General features: G+C 36.7%; 20 protein-coding genes. 4 read left to right on the top strand and 16 right to left on the bottom strand.

Annotated features, from left to right (window positions below):
* Window positions 1–17: 17 nt before the first annotated feature.
* From paaZ to ABJ955_RS08215, 13 genes are all read right to left on the bottom strand, one after another.
* Window positions 18–2,516 (bottom strand): phenylacetic acid degradation bifunctional protein PaaZ, encoded by a 2,499-nt coding sequence (gene paaZ / locus ABJ955_RS08275; protein ID WP_347374115.1) that lies wholly within the window; start codon window positions 2,514–2,516, stop codon window positions 18–20.
* 46 nt (window positions 2,517–2,562) lie between these two features.
* Complete coding sequence (gene pcaF, locus ABJ955_RS08270) at window positions 2,563–3,768, bottom strand: 3-oxoadipyl-CoA thiolase (protein ID WP_347374114.1); 1,206 nt, start codon at window positions 3,766–3,768, stop codon at window positions 2,563–2,565.
* A 205-nt stretch (window positions 3,769–3,973) separates the two neighbouring features.
* On the bottom strand, window positions 3,974–4,834 hold the full coding sequence (locus tag ABJ955_RS08265; protein ID WP_347374113.1) for a neutral zinc metallopeptidase: 861 nt from the start codon (window positions 4,832–4,834) through the stop codon (window positions 3,974–3,976).
* A 71-nt stretch (window positions 4,835–4,905) separates the two neighbouring features.
* Window positions 4,906–5,322 (bottom strand): hotdog fold thioesterase, encoded by a 417-nt coding sequence (locus ABJ955_RS08260; protein WP_347374112.1) that lies wholly within the window; start codon window positions 5,320–5,322, stop codon window positions 4,906–4,908.
* A complete protein-coding gene (locus ABJ955_RS08255; protein ID WP_347374111.1) occupies window positions 5,323–6,522 on the bottom strand; it encodes a 3-hydroxyacyl-CoA dehydrogenase NAD-binding domain-containing protein in 1,200 nt (399 codons plus the stop codon).
* 89 nt (window positions 6,523–6,611) lie between these two features.
* Window positions 6,612–7,391, bottom strand: a complete 780-nt coding sequence (locus ABJ955_RS08250) for an enoyl-CoA hydratase-related protein (RefSeq protein ID WP_347374110.1) — start codon at window positions 7,389–7,391, stop codon at window positions 6,612–6,614.
* Between the two features lie 104 nt (window positions 7,392–7,495).
* Complete coding sequence (paaD, locus tag ABJ955_RS08245) at window positions 7,496–8,017, bottom strand: 1,2-phenylacetyl-CoA epoxidase subunit PaaD (protein ID WP_347374109.1); 522 nt, start codon at window positions 8,015–8,017, stop codon at window positions 7,496–7,498.
* 145 nt (window positions 8,018–8,162) lie between these two features.
* A complete protein-coding gene (gene paaC / locus ABJ955_RS08240) occupies window positions 8,163–8,912 on the bottom strand; it encodes a 1,2-phenylacetyl-CoA epoxidase subunit PaaC (RefSeq protein ID WP_347374108.1) in 750 nt (249 codons plus the stop codon).
* A gap of 103 nt (window positions 8,913–9,015) precedes the next feature.
* On the bottom strand, window positions 9,016–9,360 hold the full coding sequence (locus ABJ955_RS08235) for a four helix bundle protein (protein WP_347374107.1): 345 nt from the start codon (window positions 9,358–9,360) through the stop codon (window positions 9,016–9,018).
* A gap of 77 nt (window positions 9,361–9,437) precedes the next feature.
* A complete protein-coding gene (gene paaB, locus ABJ955_RS08230) occupies window positions 9,438–9,731 on the bottom strand; it encodes a 1,2-phenylacetyl-CoA epoxidase subunit PaaB (protein ID WP_347374106.1) in 294 nt (97 codons plus the stop codon).
* Between the two features lie 78 nt (window positions 9,732–9,809).
* Window positions 9,810–10,766: a 1,2-phenylacetyl-CoA epoxidase subunit PaaA gene (paaA, locus tag ABJ955_RS08225; RefSeq protein ID WP_347374105.1), complete on the bottom strand. Its 957-nt coding sequence runs from the start codon at window positions 10,764–10,766 to the stop codon at window positions 9,810–9,812.
* Between the two features lie 39 nt (window positions 10,767–10,805).
* Window positions 10,806–11,879, bottom strand: coding sequence for a 2Fe-2S iron-sulfur cluster-binding protein (locus ABJ955_RS08220; RefSeq protein WP_347374104.1), 1,074 nt, complete (start codon window positions 11,877–11,879; stop codon window positions 10,806–10,808).
* A gap of 83 nt (window positions 11,880–11,962) precedes the next feature.
* Window positions 11,963–12,532 (bottom strand): TetR/AcrR family transcriptional regulator, encoded by a 570-nt coding sequence (locus ABJ955_RS08215; protein WP_347374103.1) that lies wholly within the window; start codon window positions 12,530–12,532, stop codon window positions 11,963–11,965.
* A gap of 90 nt (window positions 12,533–12,622) precedes the next feature.
* Here ABJ955_RS08215 and ABJ955_RS08210 point away from each other — a divergent pair, with 90 nt between their 5' ends.
* Together ABJ955_RS08210 and ABJ955_RS08205 are read left to right on the top strand one after the other, a co-directional pair.
* The gene (locus ABJ955_RS08210) at window positions 12,623–14,398 is read left to right on the top strand and encodes an aromatic amino acid hydroxylase (protein WP_347374102.1); all 1,776 of its coding nucleotides are present in this window, start codon (window positions 12,623–12,625) and stop codon (window positions 14,396–14,398) included.
* Window positions 14,399–14,431: 33 nt separating this feature from the next.
* Window positions 14,432–14,737 carry a rhodanese-like domain-containing protein gene (locus tag ABJ955_RS08205; RefSeq protein ID WP_347374101.1) on the top strand — a complete coding sequence of 102 codons (306 nt, stop codon included), beginning with the start codon at window positions 14,432–14,434 and terminating at the stop codon, window positions 14,735–14,737.
* On the opposite strand, the gene ABJ955_RS08200 is transcribed toward ABJ955_RS08205, so the two are convergent.
* The 3 genes from ABJ955_RS08200 to ABJ955_RS08190 form a co-directional block, all read right to left on the bottom strand.
* Window positions 14,732–15,346 (bottom strand): DUF4230 domain-containing protein, encoded by a 615-nt coding sequence (locus ABJ955_RS08200; protein ID WP_347374100.1) that lies wholly within the window; start codon window positions 15,344–15,346, stop codon window positions 14,732–14,734. The genes ABJ955_RS08205 and ABJ955_RS08200 overlap by 6 nt on opposite strands.
* 80 nt (window positions 15,347–15,426) lie before the next feature.
* The gene (locus tag ABJ955_RS08195; RefSeq protein WP_347374099.1) at window positions 15,427–18,180 is read right to left on the bottom strand and encodes a carboxypeptidase-like regulatory domain-containing protein; all 2,754 of its coding nucleotides are present in this window, start codon (window positions 18,178–18,180) and stop codon (window positions 15,427–15,429) included.
* 105 nt (window positions 18,181–18,285) lie between these two features.
* Entirely contained in the window at window positions 18,286–19,173 is an 888-nt protein-coding gene (locus ABJ955_RS08190) for a GLPGLI family protein (RefSeq protein ID WP_347374098.1), read from the bottom strand.
* 168 nt (window positions 19,174–19,341) lie between these two features.
* On the opposite strand from ABJ955_RS08190, the gene ABJ955_RS08185 reads away from it, so the two are divergent.
* Both ABJ955_RS08185 and ABJ955_RS08180 read left to right on the top strand, forming a co-directional pair.
* Window positions 19,342–20,136, top strand: coding sequence for a hypothetical protein (locus ABJ955_RS08185; protein ID WP_347374097.1), 795 nt, complete (start codon window positions 19,342–19,344; stop codon window positions 20,134–20,136).
* 4 nt (window positions 20,137–20,140) lie between these two features.
* Entirely contained in the window at window positions 20,141–20,755 is a 615-nt protein-coding gene (locus tag ABJ955_RS08180; protein WP_347374096.1) for a deoxynucleoside kinase, read from the top strand.
* Window positions 20,756–20,817 lie beyond the last annotated feature (62 nt).

Raw genomic sequence — 20,817 nt, 5'->3', positions numbered from 1 at the left:
TAAATTATAGGTTTAATTTACAGCAATCCAAACTGTTCAAAATGATGATTTAAATGCTTTCTTTCTAGCAAATACCATTCATAGCGGTTTAATTCACCAAAGACCATATTGTTTAATTTAGCTTCAGGGTTTTCTTTAAAATAGTTTAAATACGCCTCTCTCTCTTCCATAAACTTCTCTTTAGCAGTAGCGAGGTCTTGATGTTTTAAGCTATCTAAAGTATTTTCTTCTAATAGTGGGAAGCGTGAATTTTTAGGGAACTTTTTGTAGTTATACAAGCTAGCGTGAACTTTCTCTAAGATTTTTTCTGGGGTAGCAATCTCAAAATCTTGAATTTTACCCGAGCCTATTTTATAAGTGTATTCCAAGTGTTCCAACATATGTTGAGGCGTCATTATACCCCATTTTGGTTTGGCGTCTTCGGTTAACTTATTTAAAAGCTCCTGAATTTTCTCTTCAGTCATTTCAACAAAAACCTCTTGTTTCTTTTGAACCATCGTAAGTATAGTTGCAACGGCCACAAGTTCATCTTCAGCATCAAAAACCTCAACAAACCATTTTACTATTCCGCTAGGATGCTCTGCAGAAGCTACATCTCTGTCTATTTTTTGCTTACAGGTTAAACGCACATAAACCGTATCATTGTGATATAAAGGTCTTAAAAAACGACAATCTTCAAGTCCGTAATTGGCTGCAACCGGACCTTTGTTTGGATAAACAAACAAACCTGCTGCGGCAGAAATTATAAAATAACCGTGCGCGGTTCGCTTTTCAAAAATACTTCCATCTAAAGAAGTAATATCGGTATGTGCATAAAAGTGATCCCAAGTAAGGTTTGCAAAATTTATAATATCTGTATCTGTAAAAGTGCGTTTATGCGTTTTTAAAGACATTCCTGGTTCAATATCCTCCCAATGGTATTTAAAAGGATGCTGTTCTGCTTCTTTGTATTTTGCATTGGCTTGGTAAATACCTGTGATTTCTGTGAGGGTTGTAGGCGAACCCTGAATAGCGGTGCGTTGTAAATAATGTTTTATTCCACGCATACCCCCCATTTCTTCACCTCCTCCTGCTCTACCTGGACCTCCGTGCACTAAACTTGGTAAAGGAGACCCGTGACCGGTACTCTCTTTAGCACTTTCGCGGTTTAGCACTAAAATACGCCCGTGATGTGAAGCGGCATTTATCACGTATTCCTTTGCAATTTTATCGTCATTGGTAGCGATAGAAGACACCAAAGACCCTTTTCCTAGTTGTGCTAAACTAATAGCTTCGTCTATATTTTTATAAGGCATTAGGGTACTTACTGGACCAAAAGCTTCGGTTTCGTGTACGGCCAAATTTTTAAACGGATTGTCTTCCCTTAATAATATAGGCGCTAAGAATGCTCCTTTTTTAGCGTCTGCCCCAATTAGGTCTATTTTATCTAAATTGCCATAAACAATCTGAGCTGTTTTAGACAGTTCTTGAACTCGTTCGCGCACTTCGGATACTTGATCCATACTCACTAAAGAACCCATTCTAACTTCTTTTAAACGCGGATCGCCTATGGTTACTTTTGAAAGCGCTTTCCCAAGAGCAATTTGCACATCTTCAATTAAGTTTTCTGGAACTATCACACGACGAATAGCCGTACATTTTTGACCGCATTTTACGGTCATTTCATTTCTAACTTCTTTGATAAAAAGGTCAAATTCTGGGGTTCCAGGAAGTGCATCTTCCCCTAATACAGAAGCGTTTAGACTATCTGCTTCCATAGTAAAAGGAACGGCTTCTTCTATTATTCGTTTATGCGATTTTAGCATTCGGCCTGTGCTTGCAGACCCAGTAAAAGTTACTACATCTTGAGATTCTACGGTATCTAGTATAGTTCTTGCCGAACCACTAATTAACTGTAAAGCTCCTTCGGGAAGAATACCAGATGCGATAATCTCGCGCACCACGGCTTCAGTTAAAAAAGAAGTGTTTGTAGCAGGTTTTACTACGGCGGGAACTCCTGCCATCCAGTTTACGGCACATTTTTCTAACATTCCCCATACCGGAAAATTAAACGCATTAATATGAACAGCTACGCCTCGTTTTGGCACCATAATATGATGCGCCATAAAACGACCACCCCGGGATAAATCTATAGGATCTCCCTCTACATGATACGATTGGTTTGGGAATAGTTTACGAAGCGAAGCATTGGCAAACAGGTTACCAAAACCGCCTTCAATATCAATCCAGCTATCTACTTTTGTCGCTCCAGTGCGGTAGCTTATCTCATAAAAATCTGCTTTCTTTTTCACTAAGTAAAGCGCCAATTTTTTAAGCATATTCCCGCGCTCCTGAAAGGTCATTTTGCGAAGTACTTCACCCCCTTTTGTTCTTCCATACTGAAGAATTTCGGCAAAATCTAGACCTTCAGTATCAGATAGCGCTATTACTTCACCTGTAATAGCATCGTGCATAGGCACTCCTTCTCCCTTTCCTTCCATCCATTGCCCTGTGACGTAATTATGTAATTTTTTCATTGTTTATCCTCTTTATCTATTTCAAAAATTAACACTCGTTAACCTATTAAACCCTCTCTATAATAGCTGCATACCCTTGCCCAACACCTATACACATAGTAATTAATGCATAACGCTTATCTTGTTGTTGAAGCTCTAAAGCGGCAGAATACGCTATACGCGCACCAGTTACACCGAGCGGATGCCCTATGGCTATAGAACCTCCATTGGGGTTTATACGAGGGTCGTCATCTTTTAATCCCCATTCGCGGATACACGCTAAGGCTTGTGAAGCAAATGCTTCATTGAGCTCTATAACATCCATATCTTCCATTTTTAAACCTGCTTTTTTAAGCGCTTTATTAGAAGCTTCCACGGGACCAATACCCATTATTCTAGGTTCTACACCTACAACTGCAGAGCTTACAATTCTGGCAATAGGGTTTAAATTGTATTTTTTTACAGCCTCTTCAGAAGCAATAATAGTAGCTGCAGCTCCATCGTTTAAACCAGAAGAGTTACCTGCCGTAACGCTTCCATCTTTTTTGAAAGCAGGACGTAGCTTTGCCAAGACTTCTTTTGTAGTTGTGGGACGAATAAACTCATCATCCTTAAATACAATCGGGTCTTTTTTGCGTTGCGGAATTTCTACCGAAACAATTTCTTGAGCCAAACGCCCATTTTGTTGTGCCTTGGCAGCTTTCATTTGCGAATGAAATGCAAAAGTGTCCTGATCTTCTCGAGAAATAGTGTGTTTTTCCACCAAGTTTTCAGCCGTATTTCCCATACCATCTGTCCCGTACATCTCGGCCATTTTAGTATTTACAAACCGCCAACCAAAACTAGAGTCGTACATTTTTGAATCTGTACCAAATGCTTTTGAAGGTTTTGCTATTACGTAGGGTCCACGCGTCATATTTTCAACACCACCAGCGATAAACAAATCGCCATCACCAGCTTTAATTGCACGGTTAGCGTGAATAATTGCTGAAAGCCCACTGCTACAAAGCCTGTTTACGGTTTCACCAGGAACATTTACTGGTAAACCCGCTAGCAAAGCCGCCATTCTAGCTACATTGCGATTGTCTTCTCCCGCCTGATTTGCACAACCCAAGATTACATCATCATAGGCTTCTTTGGGGATAGTTGGGTTTCTCTTTACAATTTCAGCTATCACTAAAGCAGCCAAATCGTCTGTGCGAATAGTACTTAATGCTCCTTGATAACTCCCTATTGGGGTTCGTATTCCGTCTATTATAAATGCGTTTTTCAAAAGCTTAATTTTAAATAATAAATGTAAAATGCAAAAGTGTTCTTAAGAATCACTTTTAAATTTAGAATTTTACATTTTTCGGTTTTACATTTTTTGTTCTGTAGTTATAATACTTGCCGAAAATTTAACCAATCGTTTCTGTAAATCGTATGTATTATAACTCTTCACTTTATCGTTTTTCGATTTCGTTACAGTCTTCTTTATTCTAATTTAATATTTCTGCAAAGGTATCTCCTTGTCTTATATCGCCAGATTTAAATCCTTTCATAAACCACGTCATACGCTGTTCTGAGCTACCGTGTGTAAAGCTATCTGGGATTACATCGCCTTGCATTCTTTTTTGAATCGCGTCATCACCTACAGCCTTGGCTGCACTTAAAGCTTCTTCTACATCTCCTTCTTCTAGATATTCTTGATTGTAATGTGCCCAAAGCCCCGCGTAGAAATCTGCTTGAAGTTCTAGTGCGACAGAAAGTTTGTTTGCTTCTACTTTATTGGTTTGTCGCTGTAGTTGCGTTACTTTTTGTGATGTTCCTAAGAGTGTTTGCACATGATGCCCTATTTCATGAGCTGTAACATAGGCAATCGCAAAATCGCCTCCTTTAGCGCCAAAACGAGTTTTTAATTCATCAAAAAAAGCTAAATCCATATAGAGTTTTTGATCTGCAGGACAGTAAAAAGGCCCTGAAGCAGAACTCGCATTACCACAACCAGTGCTTACGGCATCTGTAAACAACACCATTGTTGGCTCTTTATAATCGCCTATATTATTATCTCTAAAGATTTGATTCCAAACGTCTTCAGTATCTGCTAGTACAGTACCCATAAAACTTCCCATTTCTTTTTCTTGTGCAGTAAGCTCTCTTTGTTCTGTTTGTTGAACTGTTTGGCTATTGCCAATTTGCTCTACTAAAGGAGCGAGTTGTTGTCCTGTTTCGCCACCAAAAAACTGTAACGCAAGTACAATAAGCACTACTACTATTCCACCACCTGCAGCGGCTTTACCCTTACTCATACCCCGACGGTCATCGAGATTGCCACTTTGTCTTCTACCTTGCCATTTCATAATTTATACTTTCGTTTGATACTTATTGTTAATAATTCACCTTTAAACTTACATACGTAAATTTATTTTCATTAATCTTTTTCCTCCCAATCTTTACTAGTTCTATAAACCACTCCTTTAAAAAGCGCAACTAGTTCATCCCCTCGTTTTACTTCAACAATATTAAAGCCCAGTTTGTTATTTACTTTTTCTATAACAGACTCTGCTGTTAAATAATCTCCTTCGTTTAAGGCTTCTATATGATTTATAGATGTTTCTATAGAAACCGCATACTTGCCATGTGTATTTGCCGCAAAGCCGAATGCCGTATCTGCCAGGCTGTAACTTATACCGCCATGAGCCTTATTCATACTGTTTAGCATTTCTTTACGTATAGTCATCGCTAGCTTACAACGGCCTTTTTCGACTTCTAATACTTCAATGCCCAGCCATTGACTGAAAGCATCTTGACTGAGCATTTTTATTGGTATTTTTTTAGCTTCTAGCATTTAATAGAACCTTTTATTTTCTTCATTCATTTTGCGCAATAAAGGTGAACAACGGTATCTATCTTCGTGATATACACTGTAAAGTTCATCCATTTTATTTACGCACCAATCAATTCCTTTTTCGTCTGCCCAAGACAACAAACCTTTGGGATAATTCACCCCTTTTGTCATAGCATTGTCAATATCTTCTGCCGAAGCAATATTCCAAAAAAGAGCATCTGCAGCTTCGTTTATAAGCATTACCAAGATTCTCTCAACTATTTGTTTTTCTTTTGCTTCATCTGTATTTGGTGTGGGGTTTACGGCTCCTTCTGAATAATCATAATATCCCTTGCCGCTTTTCCTACCTAGATACCCTGCTTCCGAAAAGCGTTTTTGTGTAAATGAAGGTTTGTATCGCGGGTCAAAATAAAATGCTTCAAATACAGTTTCTGTAACTGTGTAATTTACGTCATTTCCAATAAAATCCATTAGTTCAAAAGGGCCCATTTTAAAGCCACCTTCATTTTTCATTGCAAAATCGATAGTCGCAAAATCTGCAATTCCTTCTTCAAAAATTCTGAGTGCTTCCCCGTAAAAAGGACGCGCAACGCGGTTAACTATAAAACCGGGGGTGTCTTTTGCTACAGCTACTGTTTTATTCCATTCTTTTATTGTTTTAGCTGAAATAGCAAGGGTTTCTTCTGAAGTTTGAATTGCAGGAATCACCTCAACCAATTTCATTAAAGGTGCAGGATTAAAAAAATGAATCCCAACACAACGCTCAGGTTTTTCTAAAGACGAAGCGATAGATGCTATTGATAGTGAAGAAGTGTTTGAAGCAATAATACACCTATCTGAAACAAATTTTTCTAAAGCAGAAAACATGTGTTTTTTAATGTCGAGATTTTCAACAATTGCTTCTATTGTAAGGTCAGATTCTCTTAATTCTTTAAGTGAATTGACATATTTTATGTTTCCTTGAATGCGTTCTTTTTCTTCGGAAGTTATTCTTCCTTTCTCCACCAATCGATTCATTATTTTTTCTAGAGAAGCTTTGGCTTTTTCTAGTGCTTCTGTATTTGTATCGTAGAGTTTTACAGAACATCCGGCGGTGGCTGCTACTTGCGCTATTCCACTGCCCATTGTTCCACTTCCTATTATACCAACCTTATTGATTGACAATTGCTGAGTATCTATTTTTGATTGTTGCTTTTCCAAATTATTAAATATTATTTTTTGTGAAGCTGTTTTAATACTAGCTACAAAAATTGAATTTAGTTCGTTGTTTTCTAATAGTAAAGCGTTAATTATTTCCCTTTAAAATTCGGTTTTCTTTTGTTTACAAATGCATCTACGCCTTCTGCATAATCTTCACTTTGCGCCGCTTCTATTTGTAATTTGCTTTCCATATTTAATTGTTCTTCTAAGGAATTTTGCATAGAATTATTTAACAATCGCTTTGTTAAACCCAATGCTTTGGTTGGCATATTTGCCATAGTTAATGCAATTTTATTTACTGATTCTTCAAAATTTTCTGCAGCAACAGTTTTATAAACCATTCCTAGTTTTTCTGCTTCTTCGGCAGTTACTTTATCACCCAACATCATTAAAGCTGAAGCTTTTTGAAAACCTATTAATCGCGGTAAAAAGAAGGTGCCTGCACTATCTGGAACAAGCCCTATTTTACTAAAAGCTTGAATAAAACTTGCGTTTTCGGAAGCAATAACTACATCACAAGCTAAAGCAATATTAGCTCCAGCTCCAGCTGCAACGCCATTTATAGCTCCAATTACTGGCTTTTCTATAGCGCGAATACGAGAAATAATGGGATTGTAATGCTCTTCAAGAATTTTTTTAAAACCAGGGTTCAGCTCTGGCGAAGTAACTTCTTTTAAATCTTGACCCGCACAAAATGCTTTTCCATTTCCGGTAATAACAATTGCGCGAACTTCTGGGTTCTTTTCTGCAGCATCTAACTCACTTTGAAGCAGTAACGCCATTTCGCGATTAAAACTATTAAAAACCTCTGGGCGATTAAGCGTTAAGGTGGCGATGTTATTAGTAATTGTTTTTAAAATTGAGGTCATTCTTTATTTTATTGATGATTGCTAATTAATGTTTGCCGCTTTTTAAAGTTATGTTATTGTTCATTTTAATTCATAAATCTGCAAACGACAATCGTTAATCACTATTATTTTAAACATTTAAAGTAATCAAATGGTTCTTTACAGTCTTCACACTTAAAAAGTGCTTTACAGGCTGTGGAACCAAACTGGCTTACTAGTTGTGTATTTGTACTTCCGCATTGGGGGCATTTTACCATTCGCTTTGCACCAAGTAACACCTCTTTATCGTGAAGCTCTGAAAGCGGTCTGGCAATTCCGTAGGCTTCCATTTTTTGCAGCCCTTCTTCACTTATCCAATCTGTAGACCAGGCTGGAGATAAAACTAATTCAATATCCACCTCTTTTCCTATTTCTGAAAAAGCCTTTTTTAAGTCGTCGCTTAATACATCCATTGCAGGACATCCTGAATAAGTGGGGCTTAGTTTTATATAAATAACACCTTCTCTTTCTACAGCTTCGCGAATTACACCCAAGTCTAAAACTGTAAGCACAGGAATTTCTGGATCTGAAACAGTTGATAGTGTTTCGATTAAATGACTTTCGATATTTAAACTTTCAATTTTCAATGCTAAATTTCCAATATTCAATTATTTTTTTGCTTTTGCAGTATTTATACTTTTAGCGAAAATTGCCACTAACTCTTATAATATATTAACCGTTGTTGAAGTAACAAAACCAACCTTTTTCTCAGTTCTAAAATCTGCAAGCAACATTCGTAAATCGTTACTCTTTTTACCAGTTCATATTAGGATAGGTACGTTGCATATATTGTAAATCTGCAAGCAAATACCCCATATGTTCTGTATGCACTCCTTCTTTTCCACCTTTTGTGAAATAGTTATTTTCTGGAACTGTTAAGGTTGCTTCTTGCAATAGTTCTGTAACTTCTTGGTAATATTTTTCTTTAAACGCTGATACATCTATACCTACACCTTCTTCAGACATTGCTTTTTCGGCTTCAGTCATATAAAACAGCTCATCTGTATAACGCCATAGATAGTCTATTGCTTCCTGCATTTTTTCATTACTCTCTTGTGTACCATCGCCCAATCGTTTTACCCAATCGCTAGAAAAGCGTTTGTGGTAACTAACCTCTTTTATACTTTTTTTGGCAATAGCAACAAGTGTTTCGTCTGTGCTGTGTTGTAAAGCATCAAGGAGCATATAATGATATACATCAAACAAAAACTGTCTTCCTATAGAATATCCAAAATGAGTATTGGGTTGTTCTACTAACAAACAGTTATTGTATTCTCTTTCAATTCTTAAAAAAGCAATATCGTCTTCGGTTTTATTATTCCCTGCGATTTTAGCGGCATACTGATAGTAACTTCTTGTTTGCCCTAACAAGTCTAAAGAGATATTAGTAAGTGCTATATCGGTCTCTAAGCTTGGGCCGTGACCACAAAGCTCACCCAATCGCTGTGCGAGAATTAGAGCGTTATCTGCTATTGTTAGGATGTAATTATAGAGGTTGGTCATTGTATTATTTTTTTAAATCGAAATCGAAACTCAAATCGAAATCGAAAAGCATTTAACTATATTTTTTTAATCGAAATCGAAATTCAAATCGAAATCGAGCGTATTAATTATATTTTTTTATAAGTGTAACAACGATCTTTATAAGTTCTTCATTTTCATTTTGCATTGTTGTTACATCATCAACTTTTATTAAACCAGCTTTCACTTGAATTTTAAAATTTCTATGTGACTCACGTAATTCTTTTAAAGTTATTCTCAATTTATTTGCCCTATCTTTATCTGATCCTGCTCCTTCAAACTCACCAAAATTTAAGGCAGAAGAGCAAGCAGACCTAATAAGTTGCTTTGCCAAATAATCTGCAGCAAAAGATTTTGGAGACTTATTAAACAACATCGCCACTGAGGCTGCGAAATCTTCAAAACGACTATCTAAATTATAATTTTTCATAATCAAATTTATTTCGTTTTCTCCCGATAACTATCGTTTTCGATTTCGATTTGAGTTTCGATTTCGTTTTCTCCCCTCTACATATGCTTCACCTCATCTGGCAAATCGTAAAAGGTAGGGTGGCGGTATACTTTGTCTTGCGCTGGCTCAAACAACTCGCCGTTATCTGCTGGGTTTGAAGCTGTAATATGCTTGCTTTCTACAACCCATATGCTTACTCCTTCATTTCTACGGGTATACACATCGCGTGCATTCTCTAGAGCCATTTCGGCATCGGTCGCGTGAAGGCTTCCAAAGTGACGGTGCTCTAAACCATTTTTACTGCGGACAAATATTTCCCAAAGGGGCCAATTTTTTTTATTTTCAGACATTCGATATAAGATTTGAGATGTTATACTTAAGATTTCAACGTTTTTATGACGCTTCAGATCTCAGGTTTCACATCTATTTTAACTTGCTTTTGCTACTTTTTTATTTGCATTTTTTTCTGCGTGTGCCATTGCAGCATCACGAACCCACTCGCCATTATTCCAAGCATTAACACGAGCATTCATTCGTTCTTTATTACAAGGGCCGTGACCTTTTACCACTTGCCAAAATTCATCCCAATCTATTTCGCCAAAATCATAGTGCCCTTTCTCCTCGTTCCATTTTAAATCTGGATCTGGAATCGTAAGCCCTAATAAGTCTGCTTGTGGCACCGTTTGGTCTATAAACTGCTGACGTAAATCGTCGTTACTTTTTCGTTTTAACTTCCACTTCATAGACTGTTCTGTGTGAATGGATTCCGCATCTGTAGGTCCTAGCATCATTAAACTAGGCCACCACCAACGATTTAACGCATCTTGCGCCATTGCTTTTTGCTCTTCAGTGCCACGGCAAAGGGTTAGCATAATTTCAAAACCTTGACGTTGGTGAAAACTTTCTTCTTTACACACACGCACCATAGCGCGCGCATAGGGTCCAAAAGAAGTATTGCAAAGCGGCACTTGGTTTATAATTGCTGCACCATCTACTAACCAACCAATAGCACCCATATCTGCCCAAGTAACTGTAGGATAGTTAAAAATAGAAGAGTATTTTGCTTTGCCACTGTGAAGCTGTTCGTAGAGCTCATCTCTAGTAACCCCAAGCGTTTCGCAGGCAGAATACAAATACAGACCATGGCCAGCTTCATCCTGAACCTTTGCTAAAAGCGCAGCCTTTCTTCGTAAAGAAGGGGCGCGAGTAATCCAGTTTCCTTCAGGAAGCATCCCAATAATTTCGGAATGTGCGTGTTGGCTCATTTGCCGAATATGCGTCTGTCGGTATTTTTCCGGCATCCAATCTTTCGGCTCTATTTTTTCGTCACGCGCTATGCGCGCTTCAAAAATCTCCTCTAAATTTTTTATTTCCTTTTCACTCATACTATTAGCTTAAGGCTGTAAGCTTAAAGCTTAAAGCTATTATACATCAAAATCTACTTTTACTTTTTCCGAAGTTGGCACGGCTTGGCAACTCAGCACAAAGTTTTGTGCCACTTCTTTTTCTTCTAAAGCATAATTTATTTTCATCTCTACGCTTCCTTCTATAACTTCGCATTTACAAGTGCTGCACACCCCTCCTTTACAGGCAAAAGGTAAATCTGCGCCTGCAGCTAGTGCTGCATCTAGTATATTGTCATAGTCTTTAGTCATTGTAAACTGGAATTCTTTCCCTGCATCTACAATGGTTACTTCTACCCCTTCTACATTTTGTTGCGCCAATCGTTCTGCGCGTAATTTATCTTCTTCAGTGAGGCCTGTTACAAATAATTCAAAATGAATTAAATTCTTTGGCAGTCCGGCTTCAACTAAATAAGAACTAACGTAATTCACCATTTCTTCTGGCCCACATAAAAACACCTCGTTTGTATCTGGTATATCAATAAAGTTTTTGGTGAGCACCGCCATTTTTTCATCGGTAAAACGACCGTTAAACAATTCGATATCACGGCGCTCTTTAGTGAGAAAATAATAGATTTCTAGGCGTCCAAAATATTGATTTCGCAACTGCTCTAATGCTTCCTTAAAGATAATGGATTTTGCCGTTCTATTTACGTAAAACAGTTTACAGCTAGCTTTTGGTTCTAAAGCCAAATGTGCTTTAAGCATAGAAAGCACAGGGGTAATCCCGCTTCCAGCTGCAAAAAACAAATAGTTCTTGGCCTCATCTGGTGCTGTTTCTACACCAAACATACCGCTTGGCTCCATAATTTCTAGCAGGTCTCCAGCTTGCAATTCGGTGTTTACATAGGTTGAAAACTTACCGCCTGGAATTATCTTTACAGCTACTTGCCATTCATTGTCCAAAGGACTAGAACACAAACTGTAGGAACGACGCGTATCCTCACCGTTTATATCTGCCTTTAATGTTAAATGCTGTCCTTGGCGGAATTGAAATTCTTCAGCCAAATTTTTTGGTACGTCAAAAGTGATAACCGAACAATCATCGGTCTCTTTGTAAACGTCCTTTATTTTTAATTTATGAAACTTCGCCACGTTTATCTTATAAAATTAGGTTAACAAAACTAACGCTTGTTAGTTAGAATAGCAAATTATTATTGTCGCAGTTTGAAGGTTTCTTACACAATCCCTTTAATCAGCACTGAAACCATATCTTTTTTAAGGATATTCACATCTAGTTTTCCCCTTTTCTGATTCCACAAATAGAGTGTTCGCAAGGTGGAAAGTATTGAAAAAAGGATAACTTCCGGATGGTTCGGACTTATTTCCCCAGCATGTATGCCTTGTTTTATGATACTTCTAAAATTTTCCTCATACTCTTCTCGCATTTTAACAACCGCATTTAAATCTGGCCCTTCTAAATGCATCCAATCGTTGTTTAATGCTGCAAGTGCCTCGGAATGACTTACTGTAATAGCAATGTGCATTTCAATAACCATTTTTATTTTTTCGATGGCAGAAATATCTTTAGCACATACTTTTTCCATTCCAATAGTGAAGGCTTTTGCAACTTCAAGAATGATTTCAGAAAGTATTTGCTGTTTGCCACTTATATGGTTATAAAGGCTGGCAGCTTTTATATTCATTGCCGTGGCGATGTCGCGCATCGAAACAGCCTGAAAGCCTTTTTCATTAAAAAGGCGGGAAGCGACGCTTATTATTTCTTCTTTTCGAGTGCTATTTTTCATTGATAACGCAAGATAGGAATTCTATAAAAACTCCTAGCACTTTTTTAGTTTTGGCATACATAATAAACATTTACTCCTTACTTTTGAATTATGGAAATGAATATTGAAACCAACGAATTGTTGGACCGCCTGCCCCCCCATTTAAAACAGTATATAAAACCACAGGACTATGAGCAATACACGCCCATAAATCAAGCTGTGTGGCGTTATGTGATGCGAAAAAACGTGGATTATCTGAGTAAAGTTGCGCATAAAAGTTATTTGGGCGGGCTTAAAAAAACAGGTATTTCCATAGATGAAATTCCTTCAATGTATGGTATGAACCGAATTTTAAAGGAAATTGGTTGGGCTGCCGTTGCAGTTGATGGATTTATTCCGCCGAATGCTTTTATGGAATTTCAGGCGTATAAAGTGCTAGTTATTGCTAGCGATATTCGGCAACTTGAAAATATAGAATATACCCCAGCACCCGATATTATTCACGAAGGCGCAGGTCACGCGCCTATTATTGCCAGCCCAGATTACGCAGAATATTTACGCCGTTTTGGGGAAGTTGGCGCAAAAGCTATTTCCAGCGCACACGATATGGATATGTATGAAGCCGTTCGTGAACTTTCTATTTTAAAGGAAGCCGAAGGTATTTCAGCTGATTTAATACACGCAGCTGAAAACCGAGTTGAAGAGCTTCAGAATAAAAAAGTAAAGCCTTCAGAGATTTCTTTAATTCGAAATTTACATTGGTGGACCGTGGAATACGGAATGGTAGGCACGGTAGACAACCCTAAAATTTATGGCGCAGGCTTACTTTCTTCCATCGGCGAAAGTGTATGGTGTATGAAAGATGAAGTTAAAAAAATCCCGTATTCCATTGATGCGGCTTACCAAGATTTTGATATTACAAAACCACAGCCGCAGCTTTATGTAACGCCAGATTTTGCATACCTACAAGAAGTTTTAGAAGAATTTGCAAACACTATGGCTGTGCGAAAAGGCGGGTGGCGCGGCCTTAAAAAACTTATAAAATCCAAACAACTCGGCACTATTGAAATTAGTACCGGACTACAAATAAGCGGTCGTTTTTCACGAATGATAAAAAATGAGGACAACGAAGTAGTGTACTTTGAAACGGAAGGCGAAACAGCACTTTCATACCGCGAAAAAGAAGTGATTGGTCATGGGGTGAGTCGTCATAAAAATGGGTTTCGCTCTCCCCTAGGGAAATTGAAAGGTATCAATCTTGCTATTGAGAATATGGGACCACGGGATTTACAAGCCTATGATTTTTACGATGGAAAACCTATTGCATTTGAGTTTGAAAGCGGAATAACAGTAGCGGGCTTAAACGTAACAGGAATACGAAATCTCCGTGGCGAATTAATGCTTATTCAATTTACAGATTGTACGGTTACCTACAAAAACGAAGTGTTGTTTTCTCCAGAAATGGGCAATTTTGATATGGCAGTAGGCAAAGAAATTACATCGGCTTTTGCAGGCGCAGCAGATTACCATTCGTTTAATTTGGTGCATCACGTTTCTAACAGTGAAACAATTCGTGTGCAACTTTCTGAAAAGGAAAAAATGCTGAATTCATTTTATAAAAAAGTGAGAGAGGTTCGTAATTCTAATGCAATAGATACGACCAAACTTCAACAAATCTTTGAAGATGTAAAAGAAAACCACGCTACCGATTGGTTACTTCCATTAGAAATATATGAGTTGGTTGCAAATACAGCTTCAGAATTTTCTAAAGTAATATTAGATCATCTTTTAAATTTGAAACAACAAAGGCCAAAAGTGGCGCATTTAATAGAGGGTGGGTTAAGCTTAATTAGCACGAATTCGTATAGTGCCCCAACGACGTATTAATTAAACAAAATCTCCATTTACGGAAAAATACTTATGGGAATCTTCAATCTTTTATTCGGAAATAAATCAAAAAAAATTCAGGATTTTAAGAGCAGAAACGCAGTAATTTTAGATGTTCGCAGTAAATCTGAGTATGAAAGCGGTGCAATTCCTGGCTCCAAACACATTCCGCTGCAGCAAGTTGCTTCAAAAATAAATGAAATAAAAAAATGGGATAAACCTATAATTACGTGTTGCGCTAGCGGCATGCGAAGTGCGAGTGCTGCTACTATTTTAAAAAGCAATGGTGTGGAGGCAATGAATGGCGGTGGCTGGTTTAGTTTAAGTAAAAAACTATAATTTAAGTTTTTGCAAATCGCCTTCGCTTTGTACTTTTTCAGAATTATATTTCAAAGTCCACCCCATAGAATTCGTTAAAATATAAATTTTCTGAAGTTCAGAAATCAATCGGTTTTCTGCATTTTTTTGCAATTCGGAAGCCTCTATTTTTTCGCGAAGTGATTTTTCTACACGCTGTTTTATTTTGTTATAATCTGTAGCTGTAAACTGGTTTAAATAATCTTGGGTAACATCGTAATATTCAATATTTGGGTTTATAGTAAGTTCTGGCTCGGGGATATTTGTAATGGTAAGTGTTTTTGTAACTTCGTCAATATGTGCATTCACCTTACTTAAATCATAAGCGATGCTTGCCTTGGCGTTTACAACTACTAAGGCTTTTTTACGCGCATCAAACATTCCATATAGCAACGCTTTGCTGTCATTATATGTAAAAACCTGCGCATAGCTTCCTTCCGTAACAATTAGTTTTCCAACATGCTGTAGTTCCTTTTGGATTAATGCCGTATTGGCTTCAAGAAGTTCTCTAGTTTCTTTTTTATTTTCACAATAACGCAGCCCAAAAACGATAACAAAAGCAATTACTATTCCGAGGAGAACGTTTCGCATAATGGAGAATTTTATGGAAAGATATAAAATTTGCCCGGCAGTTGGCTATAGCTGTATTCAGTTTAACTGAAAATTAATTACTACAAATCGTATTTAATAACAAACATCACAATTCGCGGCATCACAAAATACTGAGATGTAGTATTAAATTGATCGGTGAAACTATCGTTATTTATAGCATCTGTGTCTAAAATATTGGTTGCTTGTACTGAGAATTCCCATGGACTATCACCGTATTGATAGTATAAATTTGCATTGAAAAAGGAATAATTATTTTCCACCGTCTTAGCTTCATTAGTATACTTATAATAATCCCACTCAGCAAAAAAGTTGAAATTTTTTAAAAATCGAAGATTTACGTTTGCATAGGGACGGTTTGTAAAATAGGTCTGTTCCGCGCCACCATTATCATAATCGTTTTTTATATATCGATATCCAACTTCAAAATTGGGGAAGGTTTTAAAGTTACTTTGAAGACTTGCGTTATAGTTTTGCGTAAAACTTTGGCTCTCGCGGATTTCTTCGTTAACTGTATTGTTCGACTTACTAACCACAAGGCTTGCGTCAAGTTTAAACTGGATTTTTTTTACCGTTTTACTAAATCTTCCTGCTGCTGAAAATGTTTCATCTGGAAAATTACTCTCAAAATTAATTGGACTACTCACCTGATTAATTCCTGCTAATTCGGTAGTGGTTTTTATTGCCTCAATTTTTCTTGTATAGCCTAAATTTCCGCTTAAATTGGTGTAATTAAAGAGATTGAAACTAAAATATGTCAAATTATAGGTATGTGAAAGAGCGTTTTCCAAGGCGCTATTTCCTTTAAAAAGGCGGTTGTAATTATTAAAAACATACCCTTCCACATAATCGTTAACATCACTATACTCTGAAGTAACAGCATAATTAAAACGAATATTTTCGCTTTTCTTCAACTCCAAAACCACATTAACATCTGGAAGCAATCGCCAATCGTTTTGTATTGATGTTGTGCCTAATTGTTCGTTTTTTAAATTGTAATTATGAAGTGTAACTCCTGGGGTAAAAATAAATTTCCCCGCTTTCAGCTTATAATGAAGTCCAAAAAAAGCATCTGTAAACGTATAGGACACATCATTATTAAAATCAGTGTCAGTAAACACATTTTGGTTCCCATTATCTAAAATCTGAAAAATAGCAGAATTAAATTTTTGATTGCTATAGGTCGTCCCGATTGTAAAATTAAGATTACTCAAATTGTTAAGTACATAATAATAATCAACCTTTGCATCCAGCTTATTGCTTTTTACCGTTTTATCTTGATTAATGTTATACCTGTCTGATTGTTCCAAAGGAGTATAGGTATCTGCATTGCTATTTAGAGTATCCTTTATAATTGTAAAAACCCCTCGAAACGGAATAGAATCCTGAATCGCTTGATAGAATGGGTCTTCATCTTGATATAAATGTTGTATTTCTGCAGCAAAAATATTTTTGTCGTTTAAAGTATAATATGCATTTACTGTTTGGTTTATTGAAAACGGTTTGTTCTCTTTTGTTTCGGAAATATTATTTTGATTGGTGTTTACTATTGAAATTGTGGTGTCGTCTTCACTTTGACTGGAAGTTTTAACTAAAGCGTCATAATCTAGCTGAAAACTGGTGTTTGGTTTATAGGTACTGCTCAATTTTAGCATTGCTAATTGATTGTGTTGTTCGTTTTCAGCATTGGTATTTTCGGTGAGTCCCGTTAAAATATACTGCCGAATACTATTGTTAACAATATTGGTTTTGTTATCGCTAAAAATTCCGAAACCACTAATGTCTAATTTATCGTTTATGGCATAACTGAAATTTCCAGCAACAAACTTAGCGGCTATACTTTTTGCGCGATTGTTTTGTGAAACAGCAAAACCGAGGTCACTATTTTTAATATTAAAACTAGTTCCGCCACCCTTATTAAAATTCTTAAAACCACCCGTAAAATTGAAATAGTCACGAAACGTAAACGGTACCTCTCCTATATTATTAAAGTCTGTAATTAGGTTAATACTATATTTTGGGCTGTAATAAAATAATTTAGGATGTACTAAATAACGTCCACTTTCGGCAGCATAATCATCTGCTATTCCAGCACCGGCTGTAACTTCCCCAAACCAAAAATTCTTTTTCCCTTCTTTTAGTTTTATATTTATTGCAACATTATCACGATCATTGCCAAGCCCACGCATTTGGTCTACTTCATTATAGTTACGGAGTACCTCAACTTTATCTACTGCATCAGCAGGAATGTTTTTAGTGGCTAGTTTACTATCGCCATCAAAAAAATCTTTGCCTTCTACCATTACCTTGGTAACGGTTTTACCTTCCACCTGTATTTCGCCATCTTCATTCACCTCCACCCCAGGGAGTTTTTTCATGACATCACCAAGTTTGCGCTCATCGCCATTGGTAAAACTATCTGCATTATACACTATGGTATCACCTTTAATTGTTACTGGCATTTCATAAACAATCTCTACATCGTCTAGCTGATTTTCTTGTGGGCTTAAAATAAAATCCAACTCAATATTTTCGGCATCAGCAGGAACGTTTACAATTTGCTCCTTGGTTTCAAAGCCTAAAAAACTTGCTTTTAATATATAAGCATTTCCCTTTGGAAGATCTAATTGATAGCGCCCTTGATGATTTGTAATTCCGTAGGATTCGGTTGCGCCAGTAGTTTTTATACTCGCAATAACATTGGCAAATTCAAGTGGATTACCAATACTATCCTTGATGGTTCCTTTAGCCTTAATACTTTGTGCAGAAATAGTAAATCCGAAAAGAAATACAGCAAGCCAGAGTAATTTTTTCATAATACGTATAACGGAGATTAAAAAAATAAGGAAACTTTTGGGTGTTTCGATTAAAGAATATTTTTAGCAACTTTAAAAATACAGGAATGCGAAAATTATCTTATTTTACCCCCCAAATCTACCTCCACGACGGCCATTACCACCCCCTCTAAAATTTTCACGAAGCTCGTCTGTTTTATCTTTTACAATTTTTGAATACTCTTCCTTCGAAACTCGTTTTCCTTTTGTTGGGGCTTCAATTTTTTCAGATTCTTTTGGGTTCATTACAATTTTTGAACATAAGAGCGTAGTTCTGTATGCGTTAAGCTCTAAAATTAGCCCTGGAAGCCCAGCGTATTCTCCTGGGCCATTGCTTACCGGAATTTGAGGCGTAAACCATGCTGTAACTTCAATTTCTTTTGGAATTTCAATCATATCCATTGGGTCTTGAGACTGAGTAGTATCTTTTTTTGGGGCAGCATTTTCTTTTTCATTTTTTCCATTTCGGTTACGCCTTGGGCGAGCCATGCTGTAATCATTTGGATTTACTTTTTTAATTGCTGTAGCTTTAAAAGCAATGTATTGTCCAATTTGCTTGGATTCGTTTGTAGTTTTCCATTCTAGGTTTTGGATGGTATCAATCACTAAAAATTGCTTCCCAAAGAATTCATTTTCTTCAACAGTTTGCCCGGTCTTTAGGTTTTTATACTGGGCTCCAGGGGTGTAACTACTCATCATCATTCTAAAGCCTGGGTTCATTGGGGCAGCATCCAATTTTTCTTCTTCTTTATAGAGGGATTCATCTTTGTTGAAAGTTAGAATGAATGTTTTTTCAAGCATACTTTTCATTCTTTCGGCAATCATTTTTTTCATTTCCTCAGTCATTTCGCGATTACCGCCAAAGGCATCGAGATCGACTGTGGTTTTTGATTGATAATAAGCTTGACCGCTGATGCTTTGAGCATTAATAGCAAATGAAAATAATAGTGAGAATATAAATAGATAGCTTTTCATAAAAATATTTGATGGTGAAAGTGAAAGGTAAAAACCTTTGACTAAAATGATGATTATAAGTTTAATTGAAACGAATTAAAACAATATATAAATAAGACGAGCCATTTTATAATGTGTTACACACTTTTTCGTTGACATAGCACGCTGTTTTTGTAACTTGCAGCTTCTATGAAGCCATTTTTTTTCTTTTTAATGCTTATTTGCCAATTTAGTTTTGGGCAAACGCTAACTGCCGTAACCGAAATTCCGTTTGTAGCAGATTCTTTTATAGGCTTCGACAGTTATAAAAATGCTTATTTTATAAAAGACAGGGTAATTAATAAACAAGGGCCGGACGGTAATTTTCTATATAATGATTTACAACTGGGGCGCATAACTTCGGTAGATATTATAAACCCGTTAAAGGTGGTGGTTTTTTTTCAAGATACCAATACTGTGGTTTTATTAGACAATAAGTTAAGTGAAATACAACGTATTAACTTCAACAACCTTGCGCAGTTTCTCAATGTAAGCACCGCTACAAATGCTGGCAACAATAGCCTTTGGTTATTTAATGTGGATACCCAACAATTAGAACTTTACAATTATAGGGCTAAGGTACAAACTGTGGTTTCGCAGCCATTTTCTGGGAAATTGATTTCGCAGGCAAGCAACTTTAATTACTGTTTTGCGCTAACAGAAAATAAACTACGCGCTTTTAATATTTACGGAAGCATGCTAAACGAAACCCTTTCAAAAGGGTACGAAAAAATAGTGCAACAGAATGAAAATTTGATTGCTTTAAAAGAAAATGCACTGTATTATATTTCAGATTTCGCCAAACGCAATGAAACTCCTAAAGAAACCGTGAAACTGAAATTACCTGAAATAACCATAAAGGATTTGCAGTTGACAAATGATTTCCTGTATATTTATGACGGCAAAAATTTGCACACTTTTAAACTAACCACTCCAAATAAATAACACAATGCACGTTGCAATTGCAGGAAACATTGGCTCTGGAAAAACCACCCTTACACGTTTATTGGCAAAACATTACAAATGGCAACCCCATTTTGAAGATGTAGAAGACAATCCATATTTAGACGATTTCTACAACCAAATGGAGCGTTGGTCTTTCAATCTTCAAATTTACTTTTTGAACAGTCGTTTTCGTCAAATTCTCGATATTCGTGAAAAAGGAAAGAACGTTATTCAAGATAGAACAATTTACGAAGACGCCTACATTTTTGCACCAAACTTGCATGCAATGGGCTTGATGACCAATCGCGATTTTGAAAACTATCGATCGCTGTTTGATTTGATGGAAAGTGTAACTGAAGGCCCAGATTTGCTTATTTATTTACGAAGCAGTATTCCCAATTTAGTGAATCAAATTCATAAGCGTGGTCGTGATTATGAAAACTCCATTAGCATCGATTATCTAAGTAGATTGAACGAACGCTACGAAGCGTGGATTCATGGATATGACAAAGGAAATCTTATAATTTTTGATGTAGATAATATTAATTTTGTAGACGATCCTGAGCATTTAGGACAAGTAATAAACAAGATTGACGCAGAACTCCACGGGCTATTTTAAAATCCTCCCTAAATATATTGACGCAAAGTTGATTTTGAAGAGTTAATAACCTTCTACAACCA

The sequence above is a fragment of the Aequorivita sp. Q41 genome, assembly GCF_039831855.1.
GTDB lineage: Bacteria > Bacteroidota > Bacteroidia > Flavobacteriales > Flavobacteriaceae > Aequorivita.
Note: the sequence above shows the minus strand (reverse complement) of the source record. Positions and strands in the feature narration are given on the sequence as shown.